Origin of the sequence: Henriciella barbarensis (assembly GCF_003576345.1) — a bacterium.
In the GTDB taxonomy this organism is placed as follows: Bacteria; Pseudomonadota; Alphaproteobacteria; order Caulobacterales; family Hyphomonadaceae; genus Henriciella; species Henriciella barbarensis.
The window spans coordinates 150,431-172,826 of sequence record NZ_QWGB01000005.1 but is presented as its reverse complement, the minus strand read 5'-3'; the positions used below and the strand labels follow the sequence as shown (position 1 = coordinate 172,826).

Here is a 22,396-nt window from a genome sequence, read left to right as displayed (position 1 = left end):
GAAAACATTCCATGGAATTAGACGCCCTTATCCTTTCACGCCTGCAATTTGCGTTCGTGATCGCCTTCCACATCATCTTTCCAGCCTTCACGATCGGTCTGGCTGCCTTCCTGGCGGTCTGTGAAGGTCTCTGGCTCTGGACGAAGCGGGACGTCTTCAAGCGGCTCTATCTCCACTGGATCAAGATTTTCGCGCTCGCCTTTGCGATGGGCGTCGTGTCCGGCGTTGTCATGTCCTACCAGTTCGGCACGAACTGGTCGGTCTTTGCTGACAAGACAGGCAGCGTGATCGGTCCGCTGCTCGGTTATGAAGTCCTCACCGCATTCTTCCTCGAGGCGACCTTCCTCGGTGTCATGCTGTTTGGCTGGAAGCGGGTTGGCAACAAGCTCCATTTCATCGCGACCTGCGCGGTTGCCATAGGGACGACGATTTCGGCTTTCTGGATCCTGTCGGCAAACAGCTGGATGCAGACGCCAGCGGGCTTCGCGATTGATGCTGAGACCGGCAATTTCTACGCAACGAATTTCTGGGACGTCATTTTCAATCCAAGCTTCCCGGCGCGCTATGTTCACATGATGCTGGCGGCCTTTATCACGACGGCTGCCGTCATTCTGGCGGCAGGGGCCTGGCAGGTTGTCCGCCGCCATGAAGAAGAGCCGACGCGCTGGCAGATGCGTATGGCCGTCGGTACGCTGGCAGTCCTGATGCCTCTGCAGATTTGGGCCGGACACTGGTCGGGCGAGATCGCCCATGAGTATCAGCCCGCAAAAGTCGCCGCGATTGAAGGCTGGTGGGAAACGAGCGAAGTCCAACCCACAATCCTGTTCGGCTTTCCGGACGAGGAGAATGAACGCAACATTGCCGAAATCGCCATTCCTGGCACCAGCCCGTACCTTTTCCCCCATGCTGAAGGTCCGCTCGAAGGGCTCGACGCCTTTGCCGAGGAAGACCGCCCACCGGTCGCAATCGTCTTCTGGTCTTTCCGCATCATGGTTGGTGCAGGCATGGCCATGCTGGGCCTCGGTATATGGGGCTGCTTCCTCTGGTGGCGCAAACGTATCGACAAGCCCGGCCTCTTCCACCTGCTCGCCATTCCTGGCGGGGCGCTCGGCTTCATCGCCGTCATCACAGGCTGGGTCGTCGCTGAAGTCGGCCGCCAACCCTTCACGGTCTATGGACAGCTTCGCACCGAAGACAGCCTCGCGCCGGTCTCGACCGGGCAGGTGGCGACCTCGCTCATCATCTTCATGGTGGTCTACGCGATCATCTTTACCGCAGGCAGCATCTACATGGCGCGCATCGCGACGCGCGGCTTTCAGGATGACGCGCCAGAGCCGCCGGAGCGCGAACACCGCGCCCCCGGTTCCCCACTCGGCGCTGTCGAAGAACCCGCTGAAACCGGTCCACGTGGCCGCAAGCCTGCTGAATAGGGAAAGGGCGAGACGATGGAACTTGATCTTCCACTGATCTGGGGCTTGCTGATCGCGACGGCGGTCATGCTCTATGTCCTTCTTGACGGCATGGACCTTGGCATCGGCATCCTGACCGGCTTTGCCAAGACCGATGACGAGCGTAATCTGATGACGGCCACGATCGAACCCGTCTGGGACGGAAACGAAACCTGGCTGATCCTCGGTGGCGGCGGCCTCTTCGCGGCCTTCCCGCTCGCCTACGCCATCCTGATGCCCGCCTTCTACCTGCCGGTCCTGCTCATGCTGGCAGCGCTTATCTTTCGCGGGGTTGCCTTTGAATTTCGGCACAAGGCCGTGCGACGGCCTACCAAGCTGTTCTGGAATGGCGCTTTCTTCTATGGCTCGCTTGCGGCTGCGCTTTCACAGGGGCTCATCCTTGGCGGCTTCATACAGGGTGTCACGGTTGAAGGCCGCAGCTTTGCGGGCGGTCCGCTCGACTGGCTGACCCCGTTCTCGCTTCTCGTCGCCGTATCGGTCGCGATCGGCTATGTCCTTCTCGGTGCTTGCTGGCTTGTGCTCAAGACCGAAGGCGAGGTGCAGCGGCGCGCACGCAATCGCGGCATGATGGCACTCATTGGTGTTGCAGTCTGCTTTGCAGCGGTCAGCCTTGCGACGCTCTCCATTGATCCCCGCGTGACGGAGCGGTGGGGATTCTCCATGGCAGAGCTTGAGTTCGGCAAGATCCTGCCACTCTCGCCAATCCCTCTTATTGGTCTTGTCCTGACAGCGCTTGTCTGGCGAGATCTTACCGGGAAGGTCTCTGCGCCCGACTGGCGCCCTTATGTCCTGTCCGCCGGTATCTTCCTGTCAGGCTATCTCGGCCTCGCGGTCAGCCTGTTTCCGAACATCGTACCGTTCGAAGTCGACATTTGGCAGGCAGCCGCGCGCGATAATGCGCTGATGCTCATGTTCGTCGGCGCTGCCATTATGCTGCCGGTCATCCTGATCTATACCGGTTATGTCTACTCGCTCTTTTGGGGCAAGGTGGACCCGGACGAGGCCTATCATGACTGACCTGATAGAGCCTGAAGGCCCTGACGAAACCGGCGGCTCCGCCGGGCCTCTCTGGAAACGGCTCGCCTGGTTCTGGGGTATCGCGATCGCCAGCGTAACCCTGGTGGCGGCGACGGCGTACATATTGCGCGGTTTTCTCTTCATGGGGTGAGCGGACGCTCCCGGCCGGGTTGAACCTGCTTGACCCCGTCCAGCGCTGCGGCCACGCTTTCAGGCACCATCAACCGACCGATTCCCCAATGGAAAGGAGCGCCAAATGGCTGGCAAATTCGAACTCTACACTGACAAGGCCGGCGAATTTCGCTTCCGGCTCAAAGCCGGCAATGGCGAAGTCATCCTCGCAAGCGAAGGCTACAAGCAGAAAGCCAGCGCAACGAACGGCATCGAGTCGGTGAAGAAGAATGCGCCCGATGATGCGCGCTTTGAGCGCAAGGAAACCGATGCTGGCAATTTCCGCTTCAATCTGAAGTCCACCAATGGCCAGGTGATTGGAACGTCCGAGAACTACAAGAGCGCTTCTGGCCGCGACAATGGTATCGAGTCCGTCAAGAAGAACGCGCCCGACGCCCGCGTTGAAGACCTGACGGCTTAAGCATCCGTCTGCAAATTCGGAGAAGGGCGCGTGCAGTCAGGCTGCGGGCGCCCTTTTTCTTTAAAGCGACAGTTTGAGGTGCTGGAGGAGCAGGATTGTCTTCGCGTCGGTGATGTCGCCGGTCTCGATACGGCCATAGGCATCGTCGAAGGGAAGCTCGACCACTTCGATGTCTTCGCCCTCATCCTTGGCGCCGCCGCCGCTCGCGACCTTGTCTGAAGGTTTGTAGGTCGCTGTATAGCACCAGACCCGCTCACCAAAGCTTGCCGGGCTTGCATACATGGCGGTCACGAGATGCAGGTCATGCAACTGGTAGCCAAGTTCCTCGATGGCTTCGCGGCTGATCGCCTGCTCGGGGTCTTCATCTTCAATGACACCGGCGCAGGCTTCCCACATCGGTTCTTCGTCGCCCTTCAGGAAGACGGGCAGGCGTAGCTGACGGATGAGGAGGACGGTGCCGCGCGCGCTGTCATAGGGCAGAACTGCTGCGGCATCGGGTCTGTTATAGATTTCGCGCGACAGGCGCTCGCGGCGCCCATCCCGGCGTTCATAGTCGATCGTATGCTTGACCAGCGGGACCCAGTCATCAGCGAGCACGTCGCTGGAGACAAGGGTCACGCGGTCCTTGAGCGGTTTTTCGTTCATGCGAAGCGAGGGGCGATCTTCAATCCTTTGACCCAACCAAGCTTCTCATAGATGAGCAGCATCGTGCCGTTATAGTCGACAATACGGTTCCAGACGCCTTTGCGGGGGCGGTGAAGCGCCGACACAGGCTCATCATGGTGGTGGTCATGGAAAGCCTCGCCGCCGGTCAGCAGCGCCATCGCATGGTCCGCCCAGGCCGGGGTCTTGAGGTGGCCAAGAACGTTGATGCCATAGGTGGTGGCGTGGAACTGGATCGCACGGCCGATCACGACGCTGGCATGGATGATGCCGGTCAGGATCAGCGATCCGCCAGCCGCCCAGACGATGAGGTAGATGATCGCTGGGATGAGGAGGTGGATGACGAGGGAAATGGAATTGTAGAAGCCGTCCATCCAGACAATGATCGGATGGTTCTTCAGCCAGATTGGCATCGGGCGCATCGTGTCTTTCGGGTCTCGGAACAGGATCCAGCCAACCCAGGCCCAGCGCTTGCTCTCGAACGGATTGTGCGGATCGCCCGGGCCATCAGCAAAACGGTGATGCTGGGAGTGATAGTTCACCCAGTCCTTCACATTGCCCTGCATGGCGATCATCAGATTGACCATGGTCAGGACCTGTGCTGGCCATGCCATTTCGCCTGCGCGGTGCTGCATGATGCGGTGAAGTGGGCCGATACCAGCATTGCAGATAAAAATCGTAAACGCGGTGACGCCCAGCGAAAGCGGAATGTACCAGAGCTTGAGTTCGATTTGCGTCAGCGCGAAGCCGAGTGCGACCATGGTGGTCAGCAGCGCAATGCCTAGTGCCGGATAGATGAAGGCCGAAAACAGGCTTGGCATGTCGATTGTCTTCCAGGATTTTGGAATGGCAAGCGAGCGTGGGATTTTGGTCATTCAGTACTCCGGGTCGTCGGGCAATAAGGCTCAGTCTGCAGGAGACTGCCTCAGGAGACGTTAAGAACCAATCGCAGTTTGGCAAAGGAAAAAACGCCGCGAGTTACTGCATTGCAATCTATGCTTGCCGACACCGGCAGAAACACCACCAGTACACCGTCGCTGCACCGTGGTTTTGGCGTTATTTCCACCCATAAACGAGCGCACTTTCCCGATGAGCGAACCGGTCAATGTGACGTTCAATGACGTCGCAAAGCTGATCGAGCGAATCTGTTGTGTCAGAAGTCACTTCCAGTCCGAGCGCACTCTCGCTGGCCTGCATGCTCAGCTTTCCAAGCGGCAGCTTTATCCGGCTCTCGGTCTGCGAATAGTCGACCTCGAACTTGTGAGCCCAGTGCTTGCTGAGCTGTTGAAGATAGCGGCTGGCATTCTCGGTTCTTACGAGGGCTGTTCTTTTCATTACGATTTCTCCGGTTTGATGCCGAAGATGTAATTGAGATGCACTCGCAACTGAAGGCGTTCCGGCGGAATGGTAGTTATGCCAGGTGCGGATGGACGAAGACTACTGACTAGACCGACACGACCCGGCCAGGGTTCATGATGCCAAGCGGATCGAGCGCCAGCTTGATGGCCCGCATGGTTTCGGTGGCTGCCTTTGGCCTGATCTCGGCGAGCTCATCGCGCTTCAACCGGCCGACCCCATGCTCGGCGCTGATCGACCCGCCAAACTTCATCGCCTGCGCATGAACAATACGGGTAACCTCGTCAGACTTTTCAGAAAGCGCTGAATTTTCAGGGTTCTTTGGCGCGCAGGCCGAATAGTGGAGATTGCCGTCACCAACATGGCCGAAGGCGACGATTTCAGCCTCCGGCACCAATTCGTGGATCGCTTGCTCCGTCGCGGTCAGGAAGTCCGGAATGGCCGACACCGGCACAGACACATCATGGTTGAGCGCGGTGCCATAGGCGCGTTTGGACAGGGGGATCGTCTCGCGGATGTGCCAGAAGCTCGCGGCCTGCTGACCGCTCTCTGCGATGAGGACGTCGGCGGCAAGCCCGCTCTCCATCCCGTCCGCAAGAGCTTCCATCAGGGCATCTCGGGCCAGATCTTCCCGCGACATTGAAACCTCGACAAGGACCCGCCAGGGCAGGCCGGACGGCGCCGGGTCTCGCGTATCGGGCACATCCGACTTCACCATCTCGATGGCGTTGGCGGGGATGATCTCGAAGCTGGTGACAGTATCTCCAGCATGGTCGCGAACGAGCGCAAGCAGATCGACAACCTTGGCAGGCGTCTCGCAGGTCACCCAGGCGGTCGCCTTTGAAACCTTTGGGAAAAGTTTGAGCGTGGCAGCCGTTATCAGGCCCAGCGTGCCTTCGGCGCCGGCAAAGAGATGCTTCAGATCATAGCCGGTATTGTTCTTTCGAAGACCCGATAGCCCATCCCATATCTCACCAGAGGGCAGGACGACTTCGAGCCCCAGAACAAGGTCACGCATCATCCCGTAGCGCAGGACAGCGACACCGCCCGCATTGGTCGAGATCAGCCCCCCAATACTGGCCTGGCCTTCCGAACCAAGCGACAACGGGAAGAAGCGGCCAGCATCTTCAGCTGCCTGTTGCGCACTCAGAAGTGTCGCTCCAGCCTCGATGGTCATGGAATTGTTGCGGGTATCAACGCCGCGAAGCTTTGTCATTCGGCGCATGGAAACGGTGATCTCGCCATGCGGCGTGCCACCATCGACAAGACCGGTATTGCCACCTTGTGGCACGAGCGCGACGCGGTGCTTAGCGCAAAGTTTGACGAGGGCTGCCGCCTCTTCGGTGGAGCCAGGCATCGCGAGAAAAGGCGTTTCGCCTTTGCTCGTACCTCGCCATGGCGAGGCGACTTCTTCGAGCTTGTCCGGGTCCTCACTCCAGCCCGTTGGTCCCAGCAGAGCCTTGGCTCCGGTCAAGAATTCTTCATTCGGGCGGTTCATCAGCGACGCTCCATCATGGTCGAAATGGTTATGTCTCCGCCTGCAGCTTTCAAGGCCCGGCCCGCCCGGATGCGCGCCTCGTCAGGCTTGTCCTGGCCGAACTTTGTGATCCCTTCCAGCCTTTGCGGGGTGAGTGTGAAGGTCACTATGGCGGCCAGCATCCGCTTCAGCTGGACCCGATCCATCGACGCGACCATCCATGCCGGCTTGGGAGCGAGACCAGCTTCGAACCGCGCCGAGAGGTCTTCGAGAAATTGCTCGGCGTCTTGCTCATCACAGATGCTGACAGGGCCTTCGGCTTCAACGGAGAGATAGTTCCAGGTCGGCACCTGTTTCTCCATGCCGTACCAGTCTGGCGAGATATAATCATGAGGACCGGAAAACACGATGAGCGCGTGCCTATCGTTGGTCAGTCCTTTGGCGGCAGGGTTCGCTTTGGACAGGTGAAACCGGAGTGTGCCGTCCGGCCCAGCCAGCACGGGCGTATGGGCTGCACAGGGTCGCCCCTCATTGAGGCCGATGACCAGGGCAAAGGGCCAATCATGCACACGCTGCAGGAGGATGGCTCGGTCGGTCTCAAGATAGGCGGGCGCTGGATGCATCCCGTTTGTCTAGCCGCGATCAGCCGCGCGAACCAGACGGTCATTGATGGCCGCACCTAATCCTTTTTCGGGAATAGGGGCCACGGCGATCTGGTCGAAACGCTCGTCCAGCTTGCGCATCATCGCAAACAGGTTCGCCGTCGCTTCGACAAGGTCGCCGCTAGCTGACAGGTTGAGCGTTGCCTCGCCGGGCCCAAACCCAAGTAGCGCTTCACCAGGCCGCGCGTTGTCGGCGTTGAGGCGAAGCCGGGCATTTGGCGCATAGTGGCGCAGCAACTGGCCGGGAGATGTCGGCCTGTCTTCGCTGCCGCCAGCTTCAAGGCCCGGCCAGATTCTCTCGATAGCTTCGGGCAGGACAGTACCCTGACGCAGCAGAACGGGGCTCTCACCGCGCGCATCGATCACCGTCGACTCAATGCCTTCGCTGCACGGGCCGCCATCAAGAATAAGGTCGACCTTGTCGCCCATGTCACTCGAAACATGCGCGGCGGTTGTAGGGCTTATGCGGCCCGAAGGATTGGCGGATGGCGCGACGAGTGGTCCGCCGAAAGCCTCAAGCAGTGCGCGCGCCGCCGGGTGAGCTGGCACCCGCAGCGCCAGCGTATCAAGTCCGGCGCGGGCCAGCGAGCAGACCGTTGTGGTGTCTATCGCATCGACCACGAAGGTGAGCGGCCCGGGCCAGAAGGCGGCGGCAAGCACGCGCGCCCTCTCGGAGAAACGTCCTTGCGCAAAGGCTGCCTCCGCCGAGGCGCAATGCGCGATCAATGGATTGAAGGCGGGTCGGCCCTTCGCGGCATAGAGCCGGGCAACGGCGTCCGCATTAGAGGCATCTGCGGCAAGGCCATAAACTGTCTCTGTCGGCATGGCGACGAGCCCCCCCTGTTTGAGGAGGCTGGCCGCTTTCCGAATGGCGGCGGGATCTGGTTTGAGAACAGCTGCCTGCATGGCCACCGCCTAGCACCCAATCAGCCAGCAGGCGAGGCCACGACGCGCACATCAATGCGAACGGATTCGGAGACATAGGCGGCGCTGGCATCAGATGTCTGTCCAAGGTCCAGCGGCGTGCGCTCAACCGTTGTATTTCCTGTCATCACGGTAGAACCGCCATTCTCTTCAAGCGTGAAGGCAAACGGCACAGTCACTTCATTGTCCTTGATCGAGAGCGCGGCGTTCGCGGTGTAGCTTGTACCGGTCTCTTCGAAGCCGGTGAGCCGGACTGTGGCCTGCGGAAATGCGGAGACGCCGAACCACTCGCCCGATTTCAGGCTGTCTGTATAGAGCTTCTTCGGTGTCGCGGCCGAACCGGTGTTCACCGTGACAAGCACTTCGGAGCCCGCAAGGTCGCTGGCGTCGAAATCGATATCGGCGGTCCAGTCGCCGAAGGTGCCCTCGTAAGTCTGGCCTTCATGAGTGAAGGTGAAGGCGATTGAGGACTGGTCGTAGTCGACCACCCAGTTGGGCTCGATAGATGTTTCACTTGAATTGCCAGCGGCACGATTGCCGGCAGGTTCGCTTTCGCCACTGGAAAAAAGCTGCGGCACGAAAGCGATGAGCAGGAAGAGGCCAATGGCTGCGCCAAAGGCGGCTGAAAATCCGCGCGGCGGCGAGCTCGGTTTGCCGGTCTTGCCGAAAAGACCCGGCATCATGCGCTTCAGCACGCCTTCTTCCGGGCCGAACTCGTGCTTCAGCGCGCCGCCGACATGCAGCGCCAGTAGCGCAAAGGCGACATAAGCAAGTTTGGAGTGGATATTCGAGACGATTGCAAAGCCCGTCTCATTCGCGAGGAAGCCGACGCCGGGGATGTCTGGCCAGCTGAACAGCCCGAAGATCACGGTCGGAATGTCGAAATCATAAGAAATCGAGACGGTGAGCCAGCCGGTCAGAGGCATGATTACCATCAGCGCATAGAAGCCGATATGGACGGCGTGGCTGGCTTTGCTCTCCCAAGGCTTCATGTCCGCTGGCAGGGGAGGCGGCGGGTTCATGACCCGCCAGATAATCCGCGCGACTGTCAGGGTCAGGATCGTGATGCCGACCGATTTGTGGAGCTGGAACCAGGATTCCTTGCCGTCCATGTTCCAGCCGAGCCAGATCATGAACAGGATACCGAATGCGATCGCCCAGTGAAGGGCAATCGCAACGGCAGTATATCGCGGGGAGCGGGTCATTATATTTAATTGCCGTCTGTCGCGGTGTCCGTCTCTGCGGCTTCTTGTTGCAGGAATTCGCCCGAAAACTCGACCACGACTTCGTCAGAAATCATGCCTTGGAGCGTATCTTGCCCGAACGCCGAACGATTACTCCGCGTGACGGCATCAAAACCAATGATGTCGCGGACGCCAAACCAAGGCACGTTGGCGACGCCATTGAAGGTGACGTCTAGCGTGACAGGCTGGGTCTGGCCAAGGAAGGTGAGATCGCCCGTGACCGTTCCCGTGGTGTCGCCGGTACGGGTCACTTCGGTCGAGGTGAAGGTGATCTCAGGATAGGTGCCCGCATTCATGAAGCCCTCATCCTGGGCGAGGGCGTCGGTCCAGCTGTCATGCGGGCTGTCAGGATGGCCTGCCTCGTAGTCACCCGGAAAGTTCACCCAGACTGACGAAGGATCGATGGTGAAATCGAGGCTGGAGCTTGCAGGGTCTGCTGCATTGAAGTCGAGCGTGCCGTCAAAGTTTGTAAAGCTCAGCGTGTATTCTGACAGGCCATTGTGCATCACTGTTGCCGTCAGGAAGGCGTGCGTTGGCTCAATGGAATAGGTCGCCGTTGCAACCTCAGCCAGGACGCCGTCGCCCGCAGAGACGTCGGTCTCGGTTTCTGCCGTCTCTGTCGTCTCGGTTTCGGCGGCGCTGGACGTGTCTGTCTCGGCGCCGGAGCAAGCCGCCAGAACCAGTAGGCTCGACGCGGCAAGAAAAGTCGTTGTGAGTTTCATCTTGTATCAGCCCTGATTGTCTGGAGGTCTATTCGTTCTGCATGAATTCGCCGGAGAACTCGATGGCGACCTCATTCGAGATAATGCCCTGGAGTGCGTCCATACCGAATTCGGTCCGGTCGATTGTTGTTGAGGCGGTAAAGCCAATCGTATCGCGCTCACCCATCCAGGGCATGTTGGCGACCCCATTATAGGTGACATCGAGCGTGACCGGGCGGGTTTCACCGCGAAAGCTCAGATCGCCTGTGACAGTACCGGTGAAGTCACCCGTCAGTTCAGCGCTGGTCGAGGTGAAGGTGATCTCGCCATACTCATCGGCCTGCAGGAAGCGGTCATCATTGGCCAGCGCTTCGTTCCAGCTTTCAAACTCGCTGTTCGGATGGCCTGCCTTGTAATCGGCGGGATAGTTGGATTCCACCGCGGCGGGGTTGATCGTCAGGTTCAGAGTGGATGCCGCCGGATTTCCAGGGGCGAAGTCGAGCGTTGCGTCAAAATCGGTGAAGTAGACCGTATAGGTCGAAATACCGTTATGGGTGACGTTGAAGGTCAGGAAGGAATGGTTCGGGTCGAGCTGATAGAAGGCGTCAGCGACACCTTCCAGGGTTTGTTTTGCGAGTGCAGGGGCAGCTGTCAGGGCTGCGAGCACTGCTGTTGTTACGATACGGCGCATGGACGGACCTCCTCATACATGGTCAAGAATGCACGAAGCATAGATACACCAGCCGACTGAACTAACCAGTACGGCTTTAGACCTAGTCGAGAATAGTACTTATCCGGGAGATGCATCATATGAGCTATCGGGCACCCGTTGAGGACATGGCATTTGCGTTGAGGCAACTTGCCGGTATTGGCCGCCTGTCAGGTGATCATTTCGAAGCGTTCGATGACGATCTCATCGATCCCATTCTTGAAGAAGCAGGAAAGCTGGCGAGCGACGTGCTCGCACCGCTGAACCAGGCAGGCGATGAGCAGGGCGCCCAGCTGACCGGCGATGGCGTTGTTGCGCCGCACGGCTTCGCTGAGGCTTATCGCCAGTTCGCAGAAGGTGGCTGGATGGGCCTCGCTGCACCTGTCGAATGGGGCGGGCAGGGTCTGCCGCGTACGCTGTCGAATGCGGTGCTCGAAATGCTGCACGGGTCGAATACGAGCTTCGGTCTCTGCCCGATGCTGAGCGCCGGCGCAATCGAGGCGCTGCTGGCGCACGGCGGAGAGGCAGAGAAGAAGAAATACCTTCCCAGGCTGATCTCAGGCGAGTGGACCGGCACGATGAATTTGACAGAGCCTCAGGCCGGCTCCGACGTCGGCGCGCTCAAGACGAAAGCGGTCCCGCAGGATGACGGCTCGTACCAGATCAGCGGCCAGAAAATCTACATCACCTGGGGCGACCACGACATGACGGATAATATTATCCATCTTGTCCTCGCCCGCCTGCCGGATGCGCCGGAAGGGTCGCGTGGAATCTCTCTTTTCGTCGTGCCGAAAGTGCTGGTGAATGAGGATGGCTCGCTCGGTGCGCGCAACGGCGTTGAGTGTATCGGTCTTGAAAAGAAGATCGGCATTCATGCGAGCCCGACCTGCGTCATGGAATATGATGGCGCGACCGGGTGGCTTGTCGGTGAGGAGAACAAGGGCCTCGCCTGCATGTTCACCATGATGAACGCGGCGCGCCTCAATGTTGGCCTTGAGGGTGTCGGCGTCTCGGAAGCGGCCTACCAGACCGCCTATGCCTATGCGAATGAGCGCAAGCAGGGCCGGGCGGAAGGTGTCGATGGGCCTGCGCCTATCCTTCATCATGCCGATATTCGCCGAACGCTGACGACGATGCGCGCACACACCATGGCGGCGCGGGCGATCTGTTATGCCTGCGGTGTAGCGGCCGACCTTTCAGATGCGGCTGAAGATGAGGCGGCTCGCGAGGCCGCGCGTCTGCGCGAAGAACTTCTAACCCCAATCGCCAAGGCCTGGTCGACCGATACCGGGGTCGAGATGGCGAGCCTCGGCGTGCAGATACATGGCGGTATGGGCTTCATGAACGAGACGCTGGCGGCCCAGCTTTACCGCGATGCGCGGATCGCGCCGATCTATGAGGGCACCAACGGTATTCAGGCCATCGACCTTGTCGGTCGCAAGCTGTCCATGGCGGGTGGGCGCGCTATGGATGAGATGATCGACGAGGTGCGCGAAACCGCCCGCGCGGCGCGCGAGACCAACGACCCGCAGCTTGGTCAGATCGCAGACAGGCTGGTCGCGTCTGCTGACGCGCTTCGTGAGGCTACGGACTGGATGAAGGCGGCGATGAAAGATGAGCGCGAGAAGGGGCTGTCCGGCGCAACGGCCTATCTTGAGCTGGCTGGCGATGTCATCGGCGGCCACTTCCTGACCAAGGGCGCATTGTCTGCACGGGCGGACAACTCCTCGCTGCGGGGCCGGATGACGGCGCTCGCCGGGTTCTTTGCGGAAACGTCTCTCGCCGAAGCGCCGGGCCGCGTCTCAGGCATTACCAGAGGCGGCGACAGCTTTCTTGCCGAGAGCGAGGCGCTCTTCGGACTAAGCTAACCTTGCCAGCGCGAAATGAGGTCCGACGGCTCGGGGCGTGCGCGTTCCTGCGGGTCCGCGGTCGCCTTGCCGAGGTAGAAGTAGCCTGCGATTCGCTCACGGCCTGAAAGACCGAGCAGTTCGTTGATACCCCTCGAAAAGCTGATCCATTCGGTCAGCCAGCTACCGGCATACCCGGCGGCATTAGCGCTGAGGAGCAGGTTATGGCCGAGGGCCCCGGCTGAAAGCTCCTGCTCCCAGACCGGCGTCTTGTTATCGTCCTTAGGACTGGAGACCAGCACGACAACACAAGGCGCGCGAAGGGGCAGGGCCTTCGTCGCCTCCAGGTCTGCGTCGCTGGCAAACTCGTTTTCCTGCTTGTGGACCTCGGCGGCTTTTTCACCGAAGGCGCGTCGCGCATCACCGTCGAGAATAATGAAGCGCCACGGCGAGAGCCGCCGGTGATCCGGTACACGCGTGGCCGCCGTAAGAATGGCATCAAGCGTCTCAGCATCCGGGCCGGGTCCGCCGATGCAGGCCTTGTTAGCGGACCGGCGCAGCGCCAGGAATTCGCGGGCCGCTTCGCTCTCGCGTGTGGCGGGCATTGGGGTGCCTACGGATGGGGCGTCGGGGAAGAGTTTGGTCATGTCCAAGAAATAGGGGCGCGTGGGCTAATTCAAACCGCCGCCGCTCGGAAATAATTGTGGGGTATGCAGGTCAGAGTGAACGGTGTTCACAAATTGAACGCCTATTGCTTAGTGACCGCGGTTCGGTTAAGTTCCTGCGGGTGCAGCTGAGGGTGGCGCAACATGCAGGATAGCGAGATATCGCCAGCTGAGCGGCGCCGTCTGCGGGTGCGCGGGGCGATACTGGATGCGGCCGAAAAAGTCTTCGCCGAAGAGGGGGAGGCTGGTCTCTCCATCCGGCGGATTGCCGATGAGATCGATTATTCGCCTGCGGCGATCTACAAATATTTCAGCTCCAAGGACGACCTCGTCGATGAGCTGAAGGAGTCGTTCTTTGGCCGCCTGCTGGGCGCTGTTCATGAGATTGTAGACAGGCGTGAGCCTTTCAGTGTGCGTGCTCGCAGATGCATGACAGGGTATGTGCGCATCGCGATAGAAAAGCCCCATCATTATGTGGCGGCCTTCTCCGGTGTCCGGCCTGATGCAGAGACGTCGCTGGACGCGCGCGCATTTGAGGATACCAATAAGGGGCGCGCGTTCAGCGTGCTCACCGACATGGTTTCCGAAGGGATTGAAGGTGGGTACTTTCGGTCCGACCTCGATCCGGTCAACACCGCAAAGTCTGTCTGGGCGTCTATCCACGGCCTCACCATGATGATTGCCCATCTGCCGGATTTTCCCGCGACCGCCTCCATGCCCGGCGGGATGAACCAGGCTGAATTCATGGAATTTCATTCCGATCTGATCATCCGTAGCATCGAGAAAACCAGCGGAGAGGCCGCATGAGCGAGTATGACCGCACACCCCGGCCCAGCTTCCTGAAGGGCCTGCTTTTTATCGCGGTGATTGCCGTTGGCGTCGCGCTTCTTGCGCTGTTTGTGCTCAGTCAGCGTTCCAGCGACGGACCGCTTGTCATTAGCGAAGAGCCAGTGCCGCTCGCGGTCGATGTGGTTGTCGCAGATGTGCAGTCATCACTGGCGCTGGACGAGAAGTTCACAGGTATCATACAGCCGCGCCGCTCCAGCGATCTTGGCTTTGCAGATGGAGGCCGCATCGCTGCGCTCAACGTCGATGTTGGCGACCGTGTTACTGACGGGCAGATCCTGGCGGTGCTCGATACACGTGCGCTACGCTCGCAGCTCGCCTCGGCCGAAGCGCGGGTCAATGAAGCGCGCGCCTCCCATGCGCTCGCAATGAACACGGTGGAGCGTCAGCAAACGCTGATGCAGCGGGGCCACGTCTCCCAGCAGCGCGTCGATGAAGCCCTTGCACAGGCTGCGACGGCCGATGCCCGGATCGAAGCGGCCAAAGCGCAGGCAGACACGCTGCGCGTGCAGATCGATCTCGCAAGTATAAGGGCGCCCTATCCGGGCATGATTATGGCGCGCAACTATGATGAGGGCGCCATCGCCCCCCGAGGTACGCCCGTCTTTGCACTGATTGAGACAGGTTCGCTGGAGGCCCGGCTCGGCCTGCCAGCGAACCTTGCCTCGACGCTGGAGCCTGGAAAAGTCTATGCGCTGGAAAGCGATGGCGGACCGATTGATGCGCGCCTGCGCTCTGTAACCGGTGTCATAGAAGCCGGACAGCGAAGTGTAACGACTGTGTTTGATGTGACCGACCCAGCGACCGTTTCGCCTGGAGCTGTCGTTCGTCTATCGCTATCGCGTGATGTGGAAGAGAATGGCCTATGGTTGCCTGTTTCTGCGCTCGCTGAGGGCCAGCGAGGGCTCTGGTCCCTGTACATCGCCGCGCCGCAGGATGGCGGCTGGATCGCCCGCCCCGGACTGGTTGAAGTCGTCCAGAGCGACGGAGAGCGCGCCTTCGTTCGAGGCGCGATCTCAGACGGCGACCGGATCATCATCGACGGCCTGCAGCGCGTTACGCCCGGCCAGGCCGTTTCGCCACGGCCGGCGCCGCTTGCGGCATCCTATTCGAACGAAGGCTAGAGGAGAGCAGGGGGATGCGCACGCTTTTCTACCGGCTGCCGCGGCTCAGCATTCTTGCCATCCTCGTCATTGTGGCGGGCGCGATCGGGTCTCTGCTGACGCTTGGACGACAGGAAGATCCGACTCTCGTTGAGCGTTTCGGATATGTGCTGACAGCCCTGCCAGGCGCTGATGCCGAGCGCATCGAGGCGACCGTTACAGACCCCATTGAGAGCGCCATTCGCGAACTTCCTGAGGTCGACGAAGTCCGGTCCAGTTCGCGCCAGAACGTTTCCCAGATCGATATCTCGATGGATGAGGGCCTCAGCGAGGCGGAAGTCGATGATGCCTGGACGCTGGTTCGGGCGAAAGTGGACGGTGCCCGCGCAGACCTGCCTTTCGGTACGAGTGTCCCGCGCGTCGAGCGCCAGTATGTTGGCGCATCGACCATGTTGGTCTCACTGGTCTGGACTGGAGAGAGTGAGCCAGAACTCGCCGTCATGTCGCGTTTTGCGCGCAACCTCTCTGACCGGTTTCAGAACCTGCCGGGCACCGAAGAGGCCGAGATTTTTGGTTTGCCGCGCGAGGAAGTCCGCGTCGTCATTGATCCCGACGCTCTGTCCGCAGCTGGCCTAAGCATGAGCGATGCCGCCCAGCTGGTTGCGGCATCAGATGCCAAGGCGCCGGCAGGACAGGTGCGGGGGGATCGCGCCGATGTCGGGGTCGAGATCGGCGGTTCCTTTGACGGTATCGCGCGGATCAGATCGGTGCCTCTGGTGCAGCGTGCAGATGGCAGCGCCTTGCGCGTGGGTGATATTGCGCAAGTGCGGAAGGGGATTGAGGACCCGGCCACGGTGATGAATTTCACGAATGGCCGAAGGTCCATCGTCGTCAGCGCTTTCATTCAGCCGAACCAGCGGGTCGATCAGTGGGCAGAGCGGGCACGCGCATTAGTAGCTGAGTTTGATGCGGCCTCTCCGGCCGCGATCGATGTTCAGCTCGTCTTTGACCAGAGTAAGTATACAAATGCGCGATTGAACGGACTGGCGCAGAATCTCGCCTTTTCGTCGGTGATTGTGTTTCTCGCCCTGTTCCTGGTGATGGGGTGGCGTGCGGCTTTTGTTGTCGGTGCGGCATTGCCGCTGACGATCGCGCTCGTGCTCATCCTGTTCAACGTCTTCGGCTATCCCTTGCACCAGATGTCGGTAACCGGCCTCGTCATCTCGCTCGGTCTCCTCATCGACAATGCGATCGTCGTCTTTGATGAATATGATCAAGAGCGTGCCCGTGGGCACAGCGTCGTTGAAGCAATCGACATCGCCCTCTCGAAACTGTTCGGCCCGCTCTTTGCCTCCACACTGACTACGGCGCTAGCGTTTGCGCCGATTGCGCTGATGCCAGGGGCGGCAGGTGAATTTATCGGTATGCTGGGCGTCTCGGTAATTTTTTCCGTTATCGCCTCTTTCCTTCTCTCAATGACAATCATCCCGTTCCTCGCGGGCCGTTTCGACCGGAAAAGGGTTATTGGAGAACGGAAGAACTGGTTCCGTGACGGGATTTCGATCAATGCCGTAACCGACGGGTATCGCTGGACGGTTGGTGCCGTGCTTAAGTTTCCCCCGCTTGGTCTCGCCATAGGCCTGGTGCCGGCGCTTGTCGGCTTCTCTCTGGGCGGCAGCCTGCCGCTTCAGTTCTTCCCACAGACCGAGCGTGATCAGTTCCAGATCGAGATTAGCCTGCCGGCGACCGCTACAATCCACGAAGCTGAGCGCGCAGCAATGCGCGCAACTGAACTGTTGCACGAATACTCCGAAGTCGAGCTGGTCAATCTCACGCTCGGCGAGTCTGCGCCGCGTGTTTATTATAATGCGTTCAACAATACTCAGGGCGTGCCTGGCTTTGCCTCAGGCTGGGTGCAGCTGACGGATAACCTTTCGACACGCCGTCTGGTCCGCCAGATACAGGACGATCTGCGAATGGAATTTCCGGATGCCCAGTTCCTGGCACTTCCCTTCGAGCAGGGACCGCCCGTGCCTGCGCCGATCGAGTTCTATATTCGTGGCGACAGTCTCGAAACGCTCAACCGGCTTGGCAACGAAACGCGGCGCGTGCTGTCCGCGACGCCGGGCGTGACTTACACGCAAGCGAGCCTCCAGCTTGGCGCGCCAATCGTCACAATACGCGCTGACGAAGCCGCAACGGCGATGACGGGCGAACGGTTGGCCGGTCTGGCGCAGGATGTCCGCGCGGAGCTGGAAGGCGTGCCTGCTGGGTCTATCCTCGAAGGCATCGAAGAAATCCCCGTCCGCGTCATTGCCCCTCAATCGCGCCGGTCGCAGCTTTCAGATTTGCGGGCCATGTCAGTTGGGACCGTCAATGGTAGAGAAGGGGCCCCGCTCGCAACGCTTGGTGAGATGACGCTCGACCCTCAGACCGCTGTGATATCGAGGTTTGATGGGCGGCGCGTGAACCAGATCTTCGGTTTTACCGAACCTTTCTCGCTTCCATCGCCAGCGCAGGAACGTTTTCAGGAGCTTCTGGACGCTTCTGACTTCGAAACGCCGCCGGGTTACGACATCCTGATCGGCGGTGAGGCAGAAACGCGGGCCGAAGCGACCACAAACCTTCTGTCCCTGGCCGTGCCGTTGATCATCATCATGGCGGGCGCGGTGACGCTGGTATTCAATTCCTTCCGTCTGTCTCTGCTTATCCTGCTAACAGGGTTCCTGTCCGTCGGCCTCGCCTTTGGCGGCGTGTGGATGTTCAACCTGCCTCTCGGGTTCAACGCGATTGTCGGCTCGCTGGGGCTGCTCGGTATCTCGATCAACAGCTCGATCGTGGTTCTATCGCTCCTGCAGGGGAATGCTGCGGCGCGCGCCGATGACGTGCTTGCCCAGCGCGAAGTCGTGGTTGATGCGACCCGGCACATCGTGGCGACCACCCTGACGACTATGGGTGGTTTCGTGCCGATTATCCTGACCGGTGATGTGTTCTGGCTGCCGCTTGCGACTGCGATTGCCGGGGGCGTCGCCGGCTCAGCGCTGCTGGCGCTCTACTTTACGCCTGCGGCCTACAGGCTAATGACGATGAAATCCGGACGGCGATTGTTCGCGCGGCTAAGGGGCCGGCGGTACGATCCAGCCGTGGAACACTCTTAGCTCTACGTACCTGTCCTTTGTAACCGCCCGCTTACCTTTGCATGGCTAGTCGCCGCGTGAGACAAGTTTGAGATCCTACGAGAACGAATTGCTGCGGATATGACAACAGAAACGGCCCTCGATCTTTCTGAAATGGACCCGGCTGAATGGCGGGTCCTGGTGAATGAGGTTATCTATGGGCCTTATACGCTAGGCCAGATGGTTGGTTTTATCGCCGAGAAGCGCGTCGGGCCGCGGACGCAGGTCGCCGAAGGCGATGGCGGCGCTTTCCTGCCTGCCCGGGAACATCGCCCACTCGTCCACCATCTGAACGAGGCGCTTCGACCTTCCAGCCAGCCGGAACCGGCGGACGACGTGTCAAACTATCTCATCATCGCAAAGCTGACGGGGACTGGAGAAACCCAGCTGGTCAGCGCGATGAACCGGCTCGGCAAGTTTGCTGAAATCATGCCCGGGGTCTGGGCGCTTCGATCAAGCGTCAAGCATTCGCGGCTGCGCGAGCAGCTGAACCAGACGGTCACATCTGCCGATCAGGTCATGATCGCCAATGCGTCGACAGGCCGTCTCGCCTGGCTCAATCTCGGCCCGGAGGCTGACGTCCACATCCGGCGGGTGTGGAACGCCGATCTGGACTAAGCAGGTTCGGCGATCTCTGCTGGTGCCGGGGCTGCAAGGCCGCGGATCATGTCTGCGGCTTTTTCTGCCACCATGATGGTCGGCGCGTTGGTGTTTCCGCTGACCAGCGTCGGCATCACAGACGCATCAATCACCCGCAGGCCATCAATGCCGCGAACACGCAGTTCACCATCAAGTGGAGCGGCATCGTCGACGCCCATCCGGACCGTGCCGACGGGGTGATAGATCGTTTCACCAGTCCGGCGGATAAAGGCATCGATCTCGTCGTCGGTACGCACATCCTGTCCGGGCATGATCTCTTCACCACGCAGGGCGTCGAACGCATTCTGCCCGGCAATTTCGCGGCAGATTTTCACCCCTTCGCGCATGGCGCGGCGGTCTTCTTCGGTGGCGAGATAGTTCGGGTCGATCAGCGGGTGGTCGAACGGGTCAGCGCTGGCGAGGGTCACACTGCCACGGCTTTCAGGGCGAAGCTGGCAGGCATGGATGGTGAAGCCGTCCGCTTTCACCTGCGTGCGGGCGTGATCCATCATGATCGCATTGACGAAGTGAAGCTGCAGGTCGGGCCGGTCGAGGCCTTCGCGCGATTTCAGGAAGCCGCCCGCCTGCAGGAAGTTGTCGCGGCCCGCGCCCTGCTTGCGCAGGAGATAATTGAGGCCGACCGCGATCTTCTTCAGGCCAGCCTGGCGCGAATAGGCAGAAATTTTCTGGGTCATCTTGTGAATGACGGTGACGTCGAGATGGTCCTGAAGGTTTTCGCCGATGCCGGGCATGTCCTGAACGACGTCGATGGAGTGTTTGCGAAGTTCCGCCTCTGGCCCAAGCCCGGAAAGTTTCAGGATCTGCGGTGACTGGACCGCGCCGGCGCAAATGAGGACTTCGCGGTCTGCGCGGACAAGTTCTGGTTCAGCGCCGCGACCCGATAGCGTTTCGACGCCGATGGCACGTTTACCTTCAAACCGGATTTTGGACACAAGCGCCGTCGACATGACGGTGAGGTTCGGTCTGTCTTTCAGGACCGGATGAAGGAAGGCGCGCGCGGTGCTCCAGCGTTCGCCATCATTGATCGTGCGTTGATAGGGGCCAACGCCTTCCTGCTGTGCGCCATTGAAGTCAGGCGTGTAGGGGTAGCCTGCCTGCTCACCTGATTTGATGAAGCTGTCATAGGCGACGGAATCGAGCGGGCTGTCTTCGACGACGAGGGGGCCGTCCTGTCCGTGGAAGGTTTCATACTTGCCGCGATAGCCTTCGGAGCGTCGGAAATAGGGGAGAACGTCTGCGAAGCTCCACCCGGTCAGGCCCGACTGGCGCCACTGGTCATAGTCGCGCGCATGGCCGCGAATATATACCATGCCATTGATGGAGGAGGAGCCGCCCCAGCCCTTGCCGCGCGGCCACCAGAGCTTGCGCCCATCCATGTGCTTCTGCGCTACGGTATAGAAGCCCCAGTTGTGCGGGCCTGCATCCTTGATCAGTCCGCCAACGCCTGCCGGCATGCGGATCATCAGGCTTTTGTCCTGACCGCCAGCTTCGACGAGGCAGACCTTCACATCGGGGTCGGCGCTAAGGCGGTTTGCGAGCACGCAGCCGGCGCTGCCCGCGCCCACGATCACATAGTCGAAGTTTGCAGTATCTGGCATCAGTTATCTCCCTTGGAAGGGAGGTTTCGTAATTGTTGACGACAGTGTCAACTTTTGATCGACCATCAACCTTTTGTGAACATAGATTTCTTAACATTCGCGGCGGACCGGCAGCTGATATCTGCGGGGTCCATCAGGCAGGAGGCCGCATGGAAGCCGTCAAACCAAGGGCAGCAGGACTGCGCCCAGCAATGGATTTGCGTAAGGACAGGCGCCGCAACCGGCGCGTCAACGTTCAACTGAACGGTCGTTTTCTCGCCGAAGGCGGCAATGACCATACGCTTCTGACAGAAAATATCTCATGCGGCGGCGCGGCGTTCATCTCCCGGCAACAGCCTGCTATCGGCAGCCGGGTTGTCTGTTACCTTGATGACCTCGGCCGCATCGAAACCGACGTCGTCCGCCATACCGCCAACGGTTTTGCCGTAAGATTCCACGTAACCAGCCGCAAGAAAGACAAGATCGCTGACAGGCTGACCTGGCTTGCGAATGTAAAAGCGCTTGGACTGACCGATGAGCGCGAAGCGCCCCGATACGCCTCAGGTGGTCCCGCCCTTGTGACACGCGCAGACGGACGCGTTCTGCAATGCCGGACGATTGATATCTCGCTGTCTGGCGCTGCGTTCGAGACCGACGGCCCAACACCATTTGTTGGAGAGCGGGTCACAGTTGGCAATTTGGTCGGAGAGGTTGTGCGCAACCTGCGGAACGGATTTGCCATCCGCTATCTCAGTAAGCAGGACGGGGCCTGAACGCTGCGGAAACCTTGAAGACCCTGTGCGGGCGATCCATCTGCACATTCAGACGCAGGCTAAAAGGACGTGGCCCATGGTCGACAATCCTGACATTGGTGCACCGCCACCACCCTGGCGCAGGCTGAGGTTTGAAGCGAAGGCTGCCGCAGCCGATGAGCCGACGCTTGCCAGCTATATAGATGCCGCCATTCTTTCGCATGACACGATCTGTCAGGCGCTCGCCTTCCATCTGGCGGAGAAGCTTGCCGGGCCTGAAATCGGCGCGCAACAGGTGCGCCACGTGATCGCCCATTGCTATGATGAGCAGCACTGGCTGGTCGAAGCGGCAGAACGCGACCTCCAGGCCGTTCTGGAGCGCGATCCGGCATGCCGCGGGCTGCTGCAGCCCTTCCTGTTCTTTAAAGGGTTTCTGGCGCTGCAGACACAGCGCGTTGCCAACCGTCTCTGGCGCGACGGGCGTGAAACACTCGCATTCCATTTCCAGTCGCGTGCAAGCGAACGTTTTGGTGTCGATATTCACCCGGCGGTGAAGATGGGCACGGGCGTCATGCTGGACCATGCCACGAACATCACGATCGGTGAGACAGCTGTGGTAGGTGACGATTGCTCGATCCTGCAGGGCGTCACCCTGGGAGGTACTGGCAAGGAGGTTGGCGACCGTCATCCGAAGATCGGACGCGGTGTCCTCGTTTCGGTGGGTGCAAAGGTTCTTGGCAACATCGAAGTGGGTGATGAGGCCAAGATTGCAGCGGGCAGCGTGGTCCTGAAGGACGTCGCGCCGCGCACGACTGTCGCCGGTGTACCAGCCCGCGTTGTTGGCGGCGGTGGCGAGGCACCTGCCAAGAATATGGACCAGACCCTCCCGGAAACTTCCTAGATAGCTGGATATCGGCACGAGACTCGCATAGAACATCCCGTAGGGGCACAGGGGT

At 60.2% G+C, this 22,396-nt stretch carries 22 protein-coding genes; 11 read left to right on the top strand and 11 right to left on the bottom strand.

Annotated features, from left to right (window positions below):
* Positions 1-11 precede the first annotated feature (11 nt).
* The 4 genes from D1224_RS03600 (at position 12) to D1224_RS03590 (ending at position 3,078) form a co-directional block, all read left to right on the top strand.
* Positions 12-1,430 carry a cytochrome ubiquinol oxidase subunit I gene (locus D1224_RS03600; RefSeq protein ID WP_119378556.1) on the top strand — a complete coding sequence of 473 codons (1,419 nt, stop codon included), beginning with the start codon at positions 12-14 and terminating at the stop codon, positions 1,428-1,430.
* Between the two features lie 15 nt (positions 1,431-1,445).
* Complete coding sequence (cydB, locus tag D1224_RS03595) at positions 1,446-2,486, top strand: cytochrome d ubiquinol oxidase subunit II (protein ID WP_119378555.1); 1,041 nt, start codon at positions 1,446-1,448, stop codon at positions 2,484-2,486.
* Entirely contained in the window at positions 2,479-2,637 is a 159-nt protein-coding gene (locus D1224_RS16425; protein ID WP_182482152.1) for a hypothetical protein, read from the top strand. The genes cydB and D1224_RS16425 overlap by 8 nt, the downstream gene beginning before the upstream one ends.
* A 105-nt stretch (positions 2,638-2,742) precedes the next feature.
* A complete protein-coding gene (locus D1224_RS03590; protein WP_119378554.1) occupies positions 2,743-3,078 on the top strand; it encodes a YegP family protein in 336 nt (111 codons plus the stop codon).
* Positions 3,079-3,138: 60 nt separating this feature from the next.
* Here D1224_RS03590 and D1224_RS03585 read toward each other — a convergent pair whose 3' ends face one another.
* The 9 genes from D1224_RS03585 to D1224_RS03545 all read right to left on the bottom strand — a co-directional run bounded on the left by D1224_RS03585 (position 3,139) and on the right by D1224_RS03545 (position 10,796).
* Entirely contained in the window at positions 3,139-3,723 is a 585-nt protein-coding gene (locus tag D1224_RS03585) for an NUDIX domain-containing protein (RefSeq protein WP_119378553.1), read from the bottom strand.
* Positions 3,720-4,616 (bottom strand): acyl-CoA desaturase, encoded by an 897-nt coding sequence (locus tag D1224_RS03580; protein ID WP_233350381.1) that lies wholly within the window; start codon positions 4,614-4,616, stop codon positions 3,720-3,722. The genes D1224_RS03585 and D1224_RS03580 overlap by 4 nt, the downstream gene beginning before the upstream one ends.
* A gap of 181 nt (positions 4,617-4,797) precedes the next feature.
* Positions 4,798-5,076, bottom strand: a complete 279-nt coding sequence (locus D1224_RS03575) for a DUF2218 domain-containing protein (RefSeq protein WP_119378552.1) — start codon at positions 5,074-5,076, stop codon at positions 4,798-4,800.
* Between the two features lie 109 nt (positions 5,077-5,185).
* Positions 5,186-6,595, bottom strand: coding sequence for an FAD-binding oxidoreductase (locus D1224_RS03570; protein WP_233350380.1), 1,410 nt, complete (start codon positions 6,593-6,595; stop codon positions 5,186-5,188).
* Entirely contained in the window at positions 6,595-7,197 is a 603-nt protein-coding gene (locus D1224_RS03565; protein WP_119378550.1) for an FMN-binding negative transcriptional regulator, read from the bottom strand. Before D1224_RS03565 ends, D1224_RS03570 begins: the two co-directional genes overlap by 1 nt.
* A gap of 9 nt (positions 7,198-7,206) precedes the next feature.
* Positions 7,207-8,142 carry an L-threonylcarbamoyladenylate synthase gene (locus tag D1224_RS03560; protein ID WP_119378549.1) on the bottom strand — a complete coding sequence of 312 codons (936 nt, stop codon included), beginning with the start codon at positions 8,140-8,142 and terminating at the stop codon, positions 7,207-7,209.
* A gap of 20 nt (positions 8,143-8,162) precedes the next feature.
* The gene (locus D1224_RS03555; RefSeq protein ID WP_119378548.1) at positions 8,163-9,365 is read right to left on the bottom strand and encodes a cytochrome b/b6 domain-containing protein; all 1,203 of its coding nucleotides are present in this window, start codon (positions 9,363-9,365) and stop codon (positions 8,163-8,165) included.
* A gap of 5 nt (positions 9,366-9,370) precedes the next feature.
* Positions 9,371-10,126, bottom strand: a complete 756-nt coding sequence (locus tag D1224_RS03550) for a YceI family protein (protein ID WP_119378547.1) — start codon at positions 10,124-10,126, stop codon at positions 9,371-9,373.
* Between the two features lie 28 nt (positions 10,127-10,154).
* Positions 10,155-10,796 (bottom strand): YceI family protein, encoded by a 642-nt coding sequence (locus D1224_RS03545; RefSeq protein ID WP_119378546.1) that lies wholly within the window; start codon positions 10,794-10,796, stop codon positions 10,155-10,157.
* A 119-nt stretch (positions 10,797-10,915) separates the two neighbouring features.
* Here D1224_RS03545 and D1224_RS03540 point away from each other — a divergent pair, with 119 nt between their 5' ends.
* Positions 10,916-12,682 carry an acyl-CoA dehydrogenase gene (locus tag D1224_RS03540; RefSeq protein WP_119378545.1) on the top strand — a complete coding sequence of 589 codons (1,767 nt, stop codon included), beginning with the start codon at positions 10,916-10,918 and terminating at the stop codon, positions 12,680-12,682.
* Here D1224_RS03540 and D1224_RS03535 read toward each other — a convergent pair.
* Complete coding sequence (locus tag D1224_RS03535) at positions 12,679-13,308, bottom strand: nitroreductase family protein (protein ID WP_119378544.1); 630 nt, start codon at positions 13,306-13,308, stop codon at positions 12,679-12,681. The genes D1224_RS03540 and D1224_RS03535 overlap by 4 nt on opposite strands.
* A gap of 162 nt (positions 13,309-13,470) precedes the next feature.
* Between D1224_RS03535 and D1224_RS03530 the strand changes: the two genes are divergently transcribed.
* The 4 genes from D1224_RS03530 to D1224_RS03515 all read left to right on the top strand — a co-directional run bounded on the left by D1224_RS03530 (position 13,471) and on the right by D1224_RS03515 (position 19,069).
* Positions 13,471-14,133 (top strand): TetR/AcrR family transcriptional regulator, encoded by a 663-nt coding sequence (locus D1224_RS03530; RefSeq protein ID WP_119378543.1) that lies wholly within the window; start codon positions 13,471-13,473, stop codon positions 14,131-14,133.
* Positions 14,130-15,296 (top strand): efflux RND transporter periplasmic adaptor subunit, encoded by a 1,167-nt coding sequence (locus tag D1224_RS03525; protein ID WP_119378542.1) that lies wholly within the window; start codon positions 14,130-14,132, stop codon positions 15,294-15,296. Before D1224_RS03530 ends, D1224_RS03525 begins: the two co-directional genes overlap by 4 nt.
* Positions 15,297-15,310: 14 nt before the next feature.
* Positions 15,311-18,433 (top strand): efflux RND transporter permease subunit, encoded by a 3,123-nt coding sequence (locus tag D1224_RS03520; protein ID WP_119378541.1) that lies wholly within the window; start codon positions 15,311-15,313, stop codon positions 18,431-18,433.
* A gap of 99 nt (positions 18,434-18,532) precedes the next feature.
* On the top strand, positions 18,533-19,069 hold the full coding sequence (locus tag D1224_RS03515) for a hypothetical protein (protein ID WP_119378540.1): 537 nt from the start codon (positions 18,533-18,535) through the stop codon (positions 19,067-19,069).
* On the opposite strand, the gene D1224_RS03510 is transcribed toward D1224_RS03515, so the two are convergent.
* Complete coding sequence (locus D1224_RS03510) at positions 19,066-20,709, bottom strand: choline dehydrogenase (RefSeq protein WP_119378539.1); 1,644 nt, start codon at positions 20,707-20,709, stop codon at positions 19,066-19,068. The genes D1224_RS03515 and D1224_RS03510 overlap by 4 nt on opposite strands.
* A 149-nt stretch (positions 20,710-20,858) precedes the next feature.
* On the opposite strand from D1224_RS03510, the gene D1224_RS03505 reads away from it, so the two are divergent.
* Both D1224_RS03505 and cysE read left to right on the top strand, forming a co-directional pair.
* Entirely contained in the window at positions 20,859-21,461 is a 603-nt protein-coding gene (locus D1224_RS03505) for a PilZ domain-containing protein (protein ID WP_233350379.1), read from the top strand.
* Positions 21,462-21,537: 76 nt separating this feature from the next.
* On the top strand, positions 21,538-22,341 hold the full coding sequence (gene cysE, locus D1224_RS03500; protein ID WP_119378538.1) for a serine O-acetyltransferase: 804 nt from the start codon (positions 21,538-21,540) through the stop codon (positions 22,339-22,341).
* The last annotated feature ends 55 nt before the right edge of the window (positions 22,342-22,396 follow it).